The 14,313-nt window shown below is 71.1% G+C and carries 12 protein-coding genes; 9 read left to right on the top strand and 3 right to left on the bottom strand.

Features of this window, described 5'->3' with window-relative positions:
- Positions 1–133 precede the first annotated feature (133 nt).
- From AB0N80_RS09720 to AB0N80_RS09710, 3 genes are read right to left on the bottom strand one after another with little or no spacing between them, the layout of a single operon-like run.
- Positions 134–1,951, bottom strand: coding sequence for a DUF255 domain-containing protein (locus AB0N80_RS09720; protein ID WP_363578611.1), 1,818 nt, complete (start codon positions 1,949–1,951; stop codon positions 134–136).
- Between the two features lie 13 nt (positions 1,952–1,964).
- Complete coding sequence (locus AB0N80_RS09715) at positions 1,965–2,801, bottom strand: aldo/keto reductase (protein WP_315994654.1); 837 nt, start codon at positions 2,799–2,801, stop codon at positions 1,965–1,967.
- 59 nt (positions 2,802–2,860) lie between these two features.
- Positions 2,861–4,312: an aminotransferase class I/II-fold pyridoxal phosphate-dependent enzyme gene (locus AB0N80_RS09710; RefSeq protein ID WP_315994655.1), complete on the bottom strand. Its 1,452-nt coding sequence runs from the start codon at positions 4,310–4,312 to the stop codon at positions 2,861–2,863.
- A 118-nt stretch (positions 4,313–4,430) separates the two neighbouring features.
- Between AB0N80_RS09710 and AB0N80_RS09705 the strand changes: the two genes are divergently transcribed.
- The 9 genes from AB0N80_RS09705 (at position 4,431) to AB0N80_RS09665 (ending at position 14,253) form a co-directional block, all read left to right on the top strand.
- Positions 4,431–5,279 carry a nitrilase-related carbon-nitrogen hydrolase gene (locus AB0N80_RS09705; protein WP_315994656.1) on the top strand — a complete coding sequence of 283 codons (849 nt, stop codon included), beginning with the start codon at positions 4,431–4,433 and terminating at the stop codon, positions 5,277–5,279.
- A gap of 2 nt (positions 5,280–5,281) precedes the next feature.
- A complete protein-coding gene (hydA, locus tag AB0N80_RS09700) occupies positions 5,282–6,718 on the top strand; it encodes a dihydropyrimidinase (protein ID WP_363389560.1) in 1,437 nt (478 codons plus the stop codon).
- 11 nt (positions 6,719–6,729) lie between these two features.
- Positions 6,730–7,758, top strand: coding sequence for a TIGR03842 family LLM class F420-dependent oxidoreductase (locus AB0N80_RS09695; RefSeq protein ID WP_363578610.1), 1,029 nt, complete (start codon positions 6,730–6,732; stop codon positions 7,756–7,758).
- Between the two features lie 7 nt (positions 7,759–7,765).
- On the top strand, positions 7,766–8,719 hold the full coding sequence (locus tag AB0N80_RS09690) for an ABC transporter permease subunit (RefSeq protein WP_363578609.1): 954 nt from the start codon (positions 7,766–7,768) through the stop codon (positions 8,717–8,719).
- A complete protein-coding gene (locus AB0N80_RS09685; RefSeq protein ID WP_363578608.1) occupies positions 8,716–9,510 on the top strand; it encodes an ABC transporter ATP-binding protein in 795 nt (264 codons plus the stop codon). Before AB0N80_RS09690 ends, AB0N80_RS09685 begins: the two co-directional genes overlap by 4 nt.
- Positions 9,507–10,289, top strand: coding sequence for an ABC transporter permease subunit (locus AB0N80_RS09680; RefSeq protein WP_363578607.1), 783 nt, complete (start codon positions 9,507–9,509; stop codon positions 10,287–10,289). Before AB0N80_RS09685 ends, AB0N80_RS09680 begins: the two co-directional genes overlap by 4 nt.
- A gap of 72 nt (positions 10,290–10,361) precedes the next feature.
- Entirely contained in the window at positions 10,362–11,534 is a 1,173-nt protein-coding gene (locus AB0N80_RS09675) for an ABC transporter substrate-binding protein (protein WP_363389573.1), read from the top strand.
- A 213-nt stretch (positions 11,535–11,747) separates the two neighbouring features.
- On the top strand, positions 11,748–13,007 hold the full coding sequence (locus AB0N80_RS09670; protein ID WP_315994663.1) for an LCP family protein: 1,260 nt from the start codon (positions 11,748–11,750) through the stop codon (positions 13,005–13,007).
- Positions 13,008–13,092: 85 nt separating this feature from the next.
- The gene (locus AB0N80_RS09665) at positions 13,093–14,253 is read left to right on the top strand and encodes a glycoside hydrolase family 3 N-terminal domain-containing protein (RefSeq protein WP_363578606.1); all 1,161 of its coding nucleotides are present in this window, start codon (positions 13,093–13,095) and stop codon (positions 14,251–14,253) included.
- Positions 14,254–14,313: the final 60 nt, after the last annotated feature.

Raw genomic sequence — 14,313 nt, 5'->3', positions numbered from 1 at the left:
CACGTCGGGCCGACTTCACCCGCGGATGCCCCGCTGCGACGTGAGGGCTCGCCCGATGCCCGGACAGGGCGGAGCGCCGACGGCGACGATGCGCCACGGGAGGGATCGCGGGACGAAGCCGGTCGCCCTCGCGTCAGACCAACCGCGCCGGGTCCGTCGTCGGCAGCGCGCACGTGAAGGCGCGGCAGTCGTACGCCGTCGCCTCCCCGCCCTGGGCGGCCTTGCCCTCGAACAGCGCGAAGCCCGCCTCGGCGAACCCGACGGCCTGCTCCGGCGAGACGACCGCGACCACATCGGCGCGGAGGCGGCGCGCGGCGTCGGCGATCTCGGCATCCGTCTCGCCGACGACGATCACCTGGCGCGGTGCCGATGCCAGGCCGAGAGCGACCTCGAGGATCGCGCCATGGGCGAGGGGCGCCGCCAGCGCCGTCTCGGCCGCGGCCCGCACGAGGTTCTCGGCGGCGGTGCGGTACTCCTCTCCCGCGCCGAGGCGCCAGAGGTCGAGGGCGGCATGGGCGAACACCGAGGGCCCCGAGGGGGACGCACCGTCGCTCGGCACGCCGTGCGGTTGCATGCCCTGCGCGACAAGGATCGGGTCTCCGCCGCCCGGAGGATGGATGCCGTCGGCTTGCACACACAGGTCGACGAGCCCGCGAGCCCGCGAAGCGTACGCCACCTCGCCGGTCGCGCGGGCGAGGGCGAGGAGGCCGCGGGCGAGGCCCCCGTAGTCCTCGAGAGTCGCGGGGGCCGTGGAGCGCACCTCGTCGAGCGAGGCGCGGCGGAGCGTGCCGTCATCGGCGACGTTGCTCTCGAGGACCGCGTCGGCGGCCCAGCGAGCGGCTTCGAGCAAGCGCGGGTCGGTACGGGTGCCGGCGGTGGCCAGCGCGGCGATCGCGTGCCCGTTCCAGCCGGTGACGACCTTCGCGTCGAGGGCCGGAGGCTGCAGCCCCGAGCGGTCGGCGACGCGGTAGTACCCGCCCTCGTTGCGGACGCCGTCGATGATCGACTCGGAGTCCTGCGCCGCGGCGATGCCGCCCGACGGCAGTTGAAGGACGTCAACGAGGAAGCGCGCGGCATCCGTGGCCGCAGCCTCATCCCCCGCGGCGAGCGCGACCTCGACGAGCCCGGCGTTGTCGGTCAGCATGCGCTCGTAGTGCGGCACGCTCCAATCGCGCCGCGTGGCGTAGCGGAAGAAACCGCCCTCGACGGTGTCGTGCAGGTCGGAGTCCACCATGGCGGAGAGAGCGCGGGATGCCACGGCCGCGGCATCCGGAGCCTCCGACGCCAGAGCGGGGTGCTGCAGGAACCGCAGCACAGGGGTGTTCGGGAACTTCGGCGTCTCGAACGCGGGGCCGGCGGCGAAGCCGGCGTATTCGCGGTCCTCGCGCGCGGCGACCGTGCGCGCGGCGGCGGCGAGCTGGTCGAGGGTCGGTGCCGCGTCGACGGGGGCTGTCGCGGCGGCGGCGAGGGCGTCGCGGAGCGAGGAGCCGGTGGCATCCACCTCGGCGCGTCGCTCGGTCCACGCCTCGCGGACCGCGGCGAGCACCTGGCGGAACGAGGGCTGCGGCGGGCGGGGCGCGGGCGGGAAGTAGGTGCCCGCATAGAAGACGCGGCCCTCGGGGGACGCGAAGACGGTGAGGGGCCAGCCCAGGTGGGGGGTGAAGGCGGAGGCGGCGTCGAGATAAGCGGCGTCGACGTCGGGGTTCTCTTCACGATCGACCTTGATCGACACGAAGCCGTCGTTCAAGATGCCGGCGGTCTCGGCATCCTGGAACGACTCCCGCGCCATGACGTGGCACCAGTGGCAGGTGCTGTACCCGATCGAGATCATCACGGGGACGTCTCGCTCGGCCGCGAGCGCGAACGCCTCGGCCCCCCACGGGAACCACGCGACGGGATTGTCGGCGTGGGCCCGCAGGTAGGGGCTCGAGGCGTTCGCGAGGCGGTTCACATCGCGCCCGGCGTCAGTTGAGGTCGTCGGGGTGCGTGCCGACGCGGCCGGAGCCGTCGCCGGGGTCGACGGCGTCGATCGCGGCCATCTCGTCGGCGGTGAGCTCGAAGTCGAACAGGTCGAAGTTCTCCTCGAGGCGCTCGCGGCGCACCGACTTGGGGAACACGATGAACCCGTGCTGGATGTGCCAGCGCAGCACGGCCTGAGCGGGGCTCTTGCCGTGGGCTTCGGCGGCATCCTTCACCGCGGGGATCTCGAACAGGTCGTACTTGCCCTGGCCAAGCGGGCCCCACGACTCGATGTGCATGTCGTGCTCCTGGCCCCAGGCCGCGATCTCGCGCTGGCTGAGGGCGGGGTGCAGCTCGATCTGGTCGACCACGGGGGTCACACCGGTCTCGGCGACGATGCGGTCGAGGTGCGGCACGAGGAAGTTCGAGACTCCGATCGAGCGCGTCTTGCCCGCCTCGCGGATCTCGATCATCTTCTGCCACGCGTGGACGTAGTTGTCGTTCTTCGGCGTCGGCCAGTGGATGAGGTAGAGGTCGACGGCGTCGAGCTGCAGCTTCTGCAGGCTCTCGTCGATCGCGGCGAGCGGCTCGTCGCCGTCGTGGCGGTCGTTCCAGAGCTTGGTGGTGACGAAGAGCTCGTCACGAGGGATGCCGCTGGCGGCGATGGCGCGGCCGACACCCTCTTCGTTCTTGTAGATGGCGGCGGTGTCGATGTGGCGGTAGCCGACCTCGAGGGCCTCGGACACGGCACGCTCGGCGTCGTCGGCGGGCACGAGGAACACGCCGTAGCCGAGCTGGGGGATGGAGTTTCCGTCGTTGAGCTGAACAGAAGGAACGGTCATGGATCGAGCCTAGAAGAGGCGGACGGATGGGGCGCCGGGGTTGACGCGCCCCGCGAGGGTCACGACGCGGGAGGCGCGAACGCCGCCCGCGCGAGCGCCTCGGCCACGAGCCGCACGTTCTCGATGACGGAGCCGCCCGTGACGCGGACCCACCCGCCGACACCCGCCCCCTCGGCACTGGCGCCGCCCGATCCGGCGGCGCCCGATCCGGCGATCTCGGGGGCGTCGATGACGAAGGGCGTCCCCGCGGCCACCGCGATCCCCTCGGCCGCGAGGTGCACGAGCGCCGCGCGTTCGTCGCGCACCGGCATCCACAGGTTGATCCCGTCGGGCTCCCCCACCTCGACGCCGAGACGGCGGAGCGCGGCGGCGAGGCGGTCGAGACGGTCACGGTAGATGAGCCGCGCGGTGCGCACCGGGGCGATCGAGCGGGCATCGGTGAGGAGCTCGAGCAGGATCGATTGGAGGAGCCGCGAGGTCCACCCGGGACCGAGCATGCGGCGGCGGATGATGCGCTCGACGATCTCGGACGGGCCCCCCAGGGCCGCGATCCGCAGGTCGGGTCCGTGCGACTTCGAGAATCCGCGAACGTGCACCACCTGGCCCGGGATCCACAGCGCGAGCGTCACCGGCGGCGCCGACGCGATCAGCGCCGAGTGGTCGTCCTCGATCACGGTGACGCGCGTGCCCCCGGGCACCGTCAGCAGAACGTCGGCGAGCCGTCGCGCGCGATCGATCGACATCGAAACCCCGGTCGGGTTCTGGGCGCGCGGCTGCAGCACGAGGGTGGACGGACGCTGAGCGAGGGCGAGCGCGAGCGAGGCGGGAAGGATGCCGTCGCGGTCGCTCTGCAGGGGCAGGGGGACACCGCCCGCCGCCTCGACGAGGTCGAAGATGTACGGGAACCCCGGGGATTCGACGGCCACGCGATCGCCGAAGCGGACGACCTGTTCGACCGTGCGCGAGATCCCGTCGAACGCTCCGTCGACCACGGTGATCGCCTCGACGCCGCGTACCGGCCACTGCTCGCGCAGCAGGTCGTGCAGCTCCGGCAGCACGGGCAGGTCGTGGTAGCGACCGGTGTCGGCGCGCGGTCGGGCGAGAGCGAGAGCGCGCTCGAGCGAAGGGAGCATCGCCGGATCGGGTGTGCCCAGAGAGAGGTCGAGGGCGACGGATGCCGCACCCCGGCGACCGTCGCCGAGTCCGGGCGGTACGGCGACCCCCGCGCCGACCGCGGGAGCGGAGAGCCCCCGGACCCGCGGACTCAGCCATTCGCGCTTCTCGGTGCGCACGAACGTCCCCGCGCGCCCCCGGGACGTGACGACGCCGGCGTCGGCGAGCGCACGCCACGCGGTGGCGACCGTGCCGGTCGACACCTCGAGCGCGGCGGCGACCTGGCGCACGGTCGGGAGCCGGTCGCCCGGCGGGAGCGTGCCCTCGCTGACCAAGCGCGCGATCTCCGCGGCGAGGCCCGCGGCGGTGCGTTCGACGAGGGTGTCGGGCGCCAGCATCCGGTCCTCCAATTTACGGGGGTGTCACTCGTGGAAATCGTCGGGAAATGTTCAGGCGCGACAGTAACAGAACACGACACGACCGGGCGGGCGCGCGGTCGAGAGCGAGGAGAACCCGATGACGACGGTGCGAGCGGCCATCACGCAGACGACGTGGACCGGCGACAAGGAATCGATGCTCGACAAGCACGAGCAGTTCGCGCGGGATGCCGCTGCGGCCGGAGCGCAGGTCGTGTGCTTCCAGGAGCTGTTCTACGGTCCCTACTTCGGCATCACGCAGGACCAGAAATACTACCGCTACGCCGAGCCGGTCGACGGTCCGATCGTGCAGCGCTTCGCCGCACTCGCGAAGGAACTCGGGCTGGTCTCGGTGCTCCCCATCTACGAAGAGGCACAGACCGGGGTCTACTACAACACCTCGGTCCTCGTCGACGCGGACGGCACGGTGCTCGGCAGCTACCGCAAGAACCACATCCCGCACCTCGACAAGTTCTGGGAGAAGTTCTACTTCCGTCCCGGCAACCTCGGCTACCCCGTCTTCGACACCGCGGTCGGCAAGGTCGGCATGTACATCTGCTACGACCGGCACTTCCCCGAAGGCTGGCGCGAGCTGGGCCTGAACGGCGCGCACATGGTCTTCAACCCCAACGCGACCAAGCCCGGGCTCTCCAACCGCCTGTGGGAGGTCGAGGGTCCCTGCGCCGCGGTCGCCAACGGCTACTTCGTTCTGCAGCCCAACCGGGTCGGCCGCGAGGACAACGAGTACGGCGACGAGGCCGTGTCGTTCTACGGGACCAGCCAGGTGATCGACCCGCGCGGCAACCACGTCGGCGCGGTGGGCTCGTCGGAGCACGAGGAGATCCTCGTCCGCGACCTGGACATGGACCTCGTCCAGCAGATGCGCGACGACTGGCAGTTCTACCGCGACCGCCGGCCGGACACCTACGGCGAGATCGTGGAGGCCTGACCGTGGGCACCACCCTCGTCTCCGGCGGCACCGTCGTCTCGGCCACCGGCCGCACCGCCGCCGACGTGCTGCTGGACGGCGAGACGATCGCCGCGGTCCTCGCGCCCGGCTCCACCCTGCTCGGCCATGACCTCGCGGCATCCGTCGACACCGTCATCGACGCCACGGGCAAGTACGTCATCCCGGGCGGCATCGACGCGCACACGCACATGCAGCTGCCGTTCGGCGGTACGAGCGCCTCCGACACCTTCGAGACCGGGACCCGAGCCGCGGCGTGGGGCGGAACGACCACCATCGTCGACTTCGCCGTGCAGCGCGCCGGCGAGCGCGTGCAGGACGGGCTCGCCCACTGGCACGAGCTCGCGGCGGGTAACTGCGCGATCGACTACGGGTTCCACCAGATCGTCGGAGGAGTGGATTCCGACTCCCTCGCCGCTCTGCCCGGATTGATCGACGAGGGCATCTCGAGCTTCAAGATGTTCATGGCGTACCCGGGGGTCTTCTACGCCGACGACGCGCAGATCCTCCGCGCGATGCAGGTCGCGGCCGACACGGGGTTGCTGACGATGATGCACGCCGAGAACGGCCCGGTCATCGACGTGCTCGCGGAACAGCTGATCGAGAAGAACAAGACCTCGCCGTACTTCCACGGCGTCGCCCGCGCGTGGCAGATGGAAGAGGAGGCCACGCACCGCGCGATCATGCTGTCGCACCTCACCGGCGCGCCGCTGTACGTCGTGCACGTCAGCGCCAAGCAGGCCGTCGAACAGCTCGCGTGGGCCCGCGACAACGGGCAGAACGTCTTCGGCGAGACGTGCCCGCAATACCTCTATCTCTCGCTCGAAGACCAGCTCGGCGCCTCGAGCGACGAGTGGGGCGACTTCGAGGGCGCCAAGTGGGTGTGCTCCACTCCCCTGCGGTCGAAGCACGAGGGCCACCAGCACCACATGTGGCAAGCGCTGCGTACGAACGACGTCCAGATGGTGTCGACCGACCACTGCCCCTTCTGCATGAAGGACCAGAAGACACTCGGCCAGGGCGACTTCCGGGCGATCCCCAACGGCATCGGCTCAGTCGAGCACCGGATGGACCTCATGTACCAGGGCGTCGTGACGGGGCAGATCACCCTGGAGCGCTGGGTCGAGCTGACCAGCACGACCCCGGCGCGCATGTTCGGCATGTACGGCAAGAAGGGCGTCATCGCCCCCGGCGCCGACGCCGACATCGTCGTCTACGACCCGGCCGGACACACCTCGATCGGAGTCGGCAAGACCCACCACATGAACATGGACCACTCCGCGTGGGAGGGCTTCGAGATCGATGGGCACGTCGACACGGTCATCTCGCGCGGCAAGGTCGTCGTCGACGACGGCGCGTACCTCGGCGCCAAGGGCGACGGACGCTTCGTCAAGCGCGGCCTGAGCCAGTACCTGGTCTGAGAGGAGACCCCATGGATTTCGGCGTCGTCCTGCAGACCAACCCGCCCGCCGCCCGCACGGTCCAGCTCTCGCAGCTGGCCGAGGCCCACGGCTTCAGCCACGTCTGGACCTTCGACTCGCACCTGCTGTGGGAGGAGCCCTACGTCGTGCACTCGGCGATCCTCGCAGCCACGCGACGGGTCACCGTCGGACCGTTCGTGACCAACCCCGCGACCCGGGACTGGACCGTCACGGCCTCCACTTTCGCGACCCTCAACGAGATGTACGGCAACCGCACGATCTGCGGCATCGGCCGCGGCGACTCGGCGGTGCGCGTCACCAACGGTCGGCCCACGACACTGAAAGCGCTGCGGGAGTCGATCCACGTCATCAGGGAGCTCGGCAACTCCCGAGCCGTCGAGTACAACGGCGCGACGCTGCAGTTCCCCTGGAGCCGCGGATCGAAGCTCGACGTGTGGGTGGCGGCCTACGGCCCGCTCGCCCTGAAGTTGACCGGCGAGGTGGGCGACGGGTTCATCCTGCAACTGGCCGACCTCGACATCGCGGAGTGGATGATCAAGACGGTCCGTCAGGCCGCCGAGAACGTCGGCCGCGACCCCGACGAGATCGCCTTCTGCGTGGCCGCACCGATGTACATCGGTGAGGACACTCCGGAGAGCCGCGCGCACATGCGAGAGCAATGCCGATGGTTCGGCGGGATGGTGGGAAACCACGTCGCCGACATCGTCGCGAAGTACGGCGTCGGCTCCGACGTGCCCGCCGCGCTCACCGACTACATCGCCGGGCGCACCGGGTACGACTACAACTCGCACGGCAAGAGCGACAACGACCACGTCGACTTCGTGCCCGACGAGATCGTCGAGCGGTTCTGCGTGCTCGGCACCGCCGAGGAGCACGTCGCCAAGCTCGAGAAACTGCGGGCGCTGGGCGTCACCCAGTTCGCCGGCTACCTCCAGCACGACAACAAGGAGGAGACGATGCGGGTCTACGGCGAGACGGTCATCCCCGCGCTGTCCGAGCACGTGACGGCGAAGCAGTGAGCACCCCGTGACCGATCAGGTCCTGACCCCGGGCGCCACCGAGGTCGTCGGTGCGGCCCGCTCCTCGCGGGGACGCGGGATGGCCGCCCGGATCGGCTGGGGAATCGCCGGAGTGACCGCGGTCGTCGTGCTGTGGGAGCTGTACAAGTTCCTCGGACCGGCGGACGGCGTGACCGTGGGCGGGGACGGATCGGCGGGGTCGGGTGTCATCCTGCTCCCCCGCACCCACGACCGCGCCATGCCGCACGTGTGGGACATGGTCGCGCGGATGTTCGCCCCGACCAGCGGGGGCGACACCCCGCCCCTGATCCTCTCGGTACTCCAGGCGGCCGGAACGACCCTCGGGCTGGCCGCCCTGGGATGGCTCATCGGCGTCGTCGTCGGCGCCCTGCTGGGGATCGCGATGCAGCGCTGGCGGCTGGTCGAAGCCGGCCTCCTCCCGTGGATCGTCGTCAGCCAAATCGTTCCGCTGATCGCCTTCGCGCCCGTCGTCAACGCGCTCGGAACGCAGATCGACCGCGGCGGATTCCCCTGGCCGCAGTGGCTCTCGGTCGCCCTCATCGCGTCGTACCTCGCGTTCTTCCCCGTCGCGATCGGCATGCTCCGCGGGCTCGATGCCCCGGACGCCCTGCACCTCGACCTCATGCGGTCAGGCTCCGCCGGGTGGTGGCAGACGCTGGTCCACCTGCGCCTGCCCGCGGCCGTGCCGCATCTGCTCCCCGCTCTGCGTCTCGCGGCGGCATCCGCCGTCGTCGGCGCCGTCGTCGCCGAGGTGTCGATCGGACTGCGCGGCGGGATCGGCCGCATGCTCATCCAGCTCGCCGGGCAGGCGTCGTCCGACCCGGCCGCCCCCTGGGCGCCGACTCTCGGCACCGTCGTCATGGGACTCGTCGCGGCCCTCGGCGTGGCCCTCATCGGCGTCGCCCTTCATCGATTCCGTCGCGGGGAGGACACCGCATGACCACCACCACCGCTGTTCGGGCCCGCGGGCTCGGAAAGGTCTTCCCGAGCGCCGGCGGCGAGGTGATCGCCCTGACCGACGTCGATCTCGACATCGCCGCCGGGGAGTTCGTCTCGCTCATCGGCCCCTCCGGCTGCGGCAAGTCGACGCTGTTGCGTCTCCTCGCCGACCTCGACACGGCCACCAGTGGAGAGCTCACCCTCGCGGGCAAGACCGCGCGGCAGGCGCGACTCGACCAGGACTACGGCATCGCCTTCCAGCAGGCGGGGCTCCTCCCCTGGCGCACGGTCGCGGCGAACATCGCCCTGCCCCTCGAGCTGCACCGCTGGACCCGCGCCCGCCGCGACGCGCGCGTCGCCGAACTCGCCGACCTCGTGGGTCTCACCGACTTCATCGGGCGCTACCCCGACCAGCTGTCCGGTGGCATGCAGCAGCGCGTCGCGATCGCCCGCGCGCTCGCGGCCTCACCGCGACTGCTGCTGATGGACGAGCCGTTCGGCGCCCTCGACGAGATGACCCGCGAGCGGCTGCAGTCCGAGCTCGCGCGCATCGCCGCCGAGACCGGGGCCACGGTCGTCTTCGTCACGCACTCGATCCCCGAGGCGGTGTTCCTCTCCGATCGCGTCGTCGTGATGAGTCCCCGACCCGGACGGATCACCGAGGTCGTCGACACCCGACCGGGCCGTGCCCGCGACGACCTCCTCCGGGAGTCGCCGGAGTATTTCTCGCGCGTCACCGCCGTCCGCGAAGCGCTCCACGGCTCGCCCCTGCACCGGGCGAACGAGCGATGACGGCCGCTCGACTCCCCGGGTGGGTGCGGCTGCTGGCGCCCCTCGTCGTCGGTGTCGCCGGACTCGCCGCGTGGTACGCCTTCGTCGCCTCGGGCAGCGCCCCGCGGATGCTGCCCGCCCCCTTCGCGGTGGCGAACGAGTTCGTCGATCGCTTCGGCCTGATCGCCGAGGCCGCGGGGATCACGGGGACGAACGCCCTCGTCGGCCTCGTCGCCGGCAGCCTGCTCGCGATTCTGTTCGCCGCCCTCGCCGCCACCTGGCGTCCCGTCGACGGCATGACCGCACCTCTCGTCGCCGCGCTCGCCGTCGTCCCCATCGTCGCGCTCACCCCGATCTTCAACACGATGTTCGGCGCGTCGAGCCAGTTCGGTCGCCAGGCGGTCGCCGGGATCGCCGCGTTCGTCCCGGTGTTCGTCAACACCCTCCGCGGCCTCCGTCAAACCAGGCCCGTCCAACGCGACTTCTTCCGCGCCACCGCCGCGAGCGGGGGCCAGACGTTCCTGCGCCTCACGCTCCCCACGGCCCTGCCGTATCTCGTCACGGGCGTGCGGGTCGCGGCATCCCTCGCCGTCATCTCCGCCCTCGTCGCCGAATACTTCGGCGGGCCCGCCGACGGCATCGGCACCGCGATCGCCACCTACGCCAAGTCCGGCCGCGCCTCTCTCGCGTGGGCGTTCGTGGGCGGGGGCATCGTCATCGGCCTCGTCTTCTTCCTCGTCACCTCGCTGCTCGAACGCCTCGTCACCCGCCGCCTCGGCGCGGGCCGTGCGCCGAGCTGACCGGCGTCCGCCCTCCGACGAAAGAGCCTGCACCACCCGACACACGCTCCACCCGAACCGGAAGGACCTTCCATGAGACACAGCACCCGACGCACGCTCGGCGCGATCGCCGGCGTCGGCGTCGCCGCCCTCGCGCTCTCCGCCTGCTCCGGCGGCGGCTCCGCGCCCGCGGCATCCGACGCCGACTTCACCCCGCTCACCTCGGTGAAGCTGCAGTTGCAGTGGCTGCCGCAGGCGCAGTTCGCCGGCTATTACGTCGCCCTCGACAAGGGCTACTTCCAGGAGGAGGGCTTCGACGACGTCGAGGTGCTGCCTTCCGGCGGCGACATCGTCCCGCAGGACGCGCTCGTCGCCGGCGACGTCGATTTCGCCGTCGCGTGGGTACCCAAGGTTCTCGGCACCCTCGAGAATCAGGGCGTCGAGCTGACCGACATCGCGCAGGTGTTCCAGAAGTCGGGCACCACCCAGGTGTCGTGGAAGGGCTCGGGCATCACGAGCGTCGACGACTTCGAGGGCAAGCGGATCGGCTCGTGGGGCTTCGGAAACGAGTGGGAGATCTTCGCGGCCATGGCCGACAAGGGCCTGGACGCCTCGACCGTGCAGATCACGACGCAGGACTTCTCGATGAACGCCCTCCTCGACAAAGACGTGGATGCCGCGCAAGCGATGACCTACAACGAGCTCGCGCAGCTGCTCGAGACGGTGAACCCCGCCACGGGGAGGCTCTACACGATGGATGACATCGACGTGATCTCGTACGAGGACACCGCGGGCGCGATGCTGCAGGACGCCATCTGGGCGGACACGACGCGCCTGGCCGACGACCCGGCCTACGCCGACGCCGCCACGCGCTTCCTCAAGGCCGTGATCAAGGGCTGGGTCTTCGCGCGCGACAACCCCACCGAGGCCGCGGACATCACCTACACCGCCGCGACGGCCCCGGGCGTCGACGCCTTCCCGGTCGGCCCCACGCACCAGCTGTGGCAGATGAACGAGGTCAACAAGCTCATCTGGACCGGCGGCGACTTCGGCATGATCGACGCCGACGCCTGGAAGAAGACCGTCGATGGCGCTCTCAAGGCGGTCAACCAGGACGGGCTCAACCTCATCACGGCGGAGCCGGCGGCATCCGCGTATTCCAACGACTACATCGAAGCCGCTCTCAGCGCCCTGAAGGACGAGGGGGTCACGGTCGACGGCGACTACACGCCGATCGACGTGACACTCACCGAGGGCGGGCAGTAGGACGCGAGGAGCCGAGGAGGCGGGGCGGCCGGGTCATCCGGCCGCCCCGCCGTCGTGTCTGCGCGTCGTCTCCCTCCTGCGCGGTCGGCGGAATCGAGCCGGGCGTTTGATCGCTGCTCCCGGCTCCGCCGAAGGTGACCACCGCGCCGCTCGTGCAGCCGGTGCGCGGCCCGGCACCGGGACGAGCCGGCTCCCGCGTGGTTGACTGACCCCATGCACGCCAGCCCCGCCCCGAAGCACGCGCGCCGCCGGCCCGAGTCCGGGCTCCGCCGCGGGCTCACCCTGCTCGCGATCGCCGTGGCCGTGATCGTCGTCGCCGGGGTGGCGGTGGGAGGCTTCTACGCCTGGTCGCTGACGAGCCGCCTGCAGGAGGCCTCGGTTCCGCTGAAGGACGCCCCGGCCGAGCCCCCGGCCCTCAGCGAGTACAACGAGCCCTTCGCGGTGCTGGTGGTCGGCACCGACGAGTGCGACGACGTCGTGGCCGCGGCGTTCGGCCCGCGCTGCACCGACCCCGAGAACGACGGCGCGCGCAACGACGTCAACATGCTGCTGTACGTCTCGGCGAACCCGCGGCGCGCCACCGTGGTGTCGTTCCCGCGCGACCTGCAGGTCGCGATCCCGGAGTGCACCAACGACGACGGCGCCGTCTTCGGCGGCACCGACCGCGCCTCGATCAACACCGCGTTCGAAGACGGCGGTCTGTCGTGCGTCGCCGACACCATCTCGAACCTCACCGGTCAGAGCATCCCCTTCGCCGCGAAGGTCAGCTTCGGCAACGTCGTGAACATCACCGACGCGATCGGGGGCATCGAGGTGTGCATCGGCGGCGAGGGGATCGACGACCCGGATGCCGGCATCCAATGGGAAGCCGGCCCCCGCACGGTCAAGGGTTTCGACGCCCTCGCCTTCCTGCGCACGCGCAAGGGCATCGGCGACGGCAGTGACCTCGCCCGCATCGGCAACCAGCAGCAGTACATGTCGCGCCTGGTCAACAAGCTCCGCAGCGACGAGGTGCTGTCGAACCCGGGCACCCTCATCGGTCTGGCGAACACGGCCGTCAACAACATCCAGCCGAGCGAGAGCCTCGCCGACCCCGTCCGCATCGCGCAGCTGGCGTACACGCTCAAGGACGTGCCGTTCTCCGACATCACCTTCGTGCAGTACCCCGTCGTCGACGACCCGTACGACAGCAACCGCGTCGCGCCCGACGAGGCCTCGGCCCAGGTGCTGTTCGAGGCCCTCGCCGCCAACGCGCCCCTCACGATCACCGGCGAAGCCGGCCGCGGCGTGGTCGCCGACCCGTCGGCTCCTACCGAGGAGCCCACCGCGCCGGCCGAGGAGACCCCCGCTCCGGATGCCACCGATGCCACCGCCTCGCCCGACGCGAGCGCCGCCCCGGGCGTGGTCGATCTGCCCCAGAACATCAACGGCACGAAGGCGGACCAGGCGACCTGCTCGGCCGGCAACGGCTGATCCCGACCACGACGTCGCCGTCCGACGGGCGCACGCCCCCGCGCACGGAGACCGCACACTCAGGTCGATGGGACAGCATCGAGGGGTGAAGACCTCCGCCCGCTTCTCGCTGGTCGTCGTGACCGCAGCGTTCGCCCTCGCCGGGTGCGCGCCCGCGGCCGCCCCGTCGACCTCGACGGCATCCGCCACTCCCACCCCCACCCCGACGCCCAGTCCCACGCGCACGCCCGATCCCCTGGACGGCATGAGCCTGGCCGACAAGGTCGGGCAGCTGTTCATGGTGGGCACCTCGGTCGACGGTGCCGATGCGACGACGGTCGCGGCCGTGCGGGACGACCACATCGGTGGGATCTTCCTGCACGGACGATCGGATGCCGGCACGGAGGCGATCGCGAACCTCGTGAGCGGATTCACCTCGACGGTGCCCGCGGGCCGACCGCCGCTGTGGGTCGCCACCGACCAGGAAGGCGGGACGGTGCAGGTGCTGTCGGGTCCGGGATACGACGACATCCCGTCGGCGCTCGATCAGGCGCAGTCCGATGACGCCGCCCTGCGTGCGAGCGCTGCGACGTGGGGGACGCAGCTCGCCGCCGCGGGGGTGAACATGAACCTCGCGCCGGTCGCCGACATCGTCACGAGCGCGGAGTTCGCGGCATCCAATCCCCCGATCGGCGAGCTGGCCCGCGAGTACGGCTACGACGAGGCGACGGTCGCCGCGAAGGCGGGTGCGTTCGCCGCCGGGATGCGAGACGGCGGGGTGCTGCCGACGTTCAAGCATTTCCCGGGCCTCGGACACGTCGACGACAACACCGACTACTCCACGGGCGTGACGGACGACACGGTCACCGCCGACGGACCCGACGTGGGCGTGTACTCCACGGTGCTGCCGCAGGGGCCCGCCGTCGTCATGCTCTCGACGGCGATCTCCGCGCAGATCGACCCCTCGGCCCCCGCCGCCTTCTCCCCCGCGGTGGTGGGCGTGCTGCGCGACCGCGTGGGGTTCGACGGGGTGGTCACGGTCGACGACCTCTCGGCCGCGCGCCAGGTGCAGCCCTGGTCGCCCGCCGATCGGGCGACGCTGGCGGTCGACGCCGGCGTCGACCTGCTGCTCGTCTCGGCCGACCCGTCGGTGTACCCCGAGATGCATCAGGCCGTGCTGTCGCGCGCCGAGTCCGACCCCGCCTTCGCCGCGAAGGTGGACGCCGCCGCACGCCGCATCCTGGCCCAGAAGGCCGCGATGCCCTGAGCTCTTGCGCGAGTCTCCACGATTCGTCGCCTCCGACACCGGCGGAGCGACAGATCCTGG

The organism is Microbacterium sp. NPDC089188, assembly GCF_040685155.1.
In the GTDB taxonomy this organism is placed as follows: domain Bacteria; phylum Actinomycetota; class Actinomycetes; order Actinomycetales; family Microbacteriaceae; genus Microbacterium; species Microbacterium galbum.
Note: the sequence above shows the minus strand (reverse complement) of the source record. Positions and strands in the feature narration are given on the sequence as shown.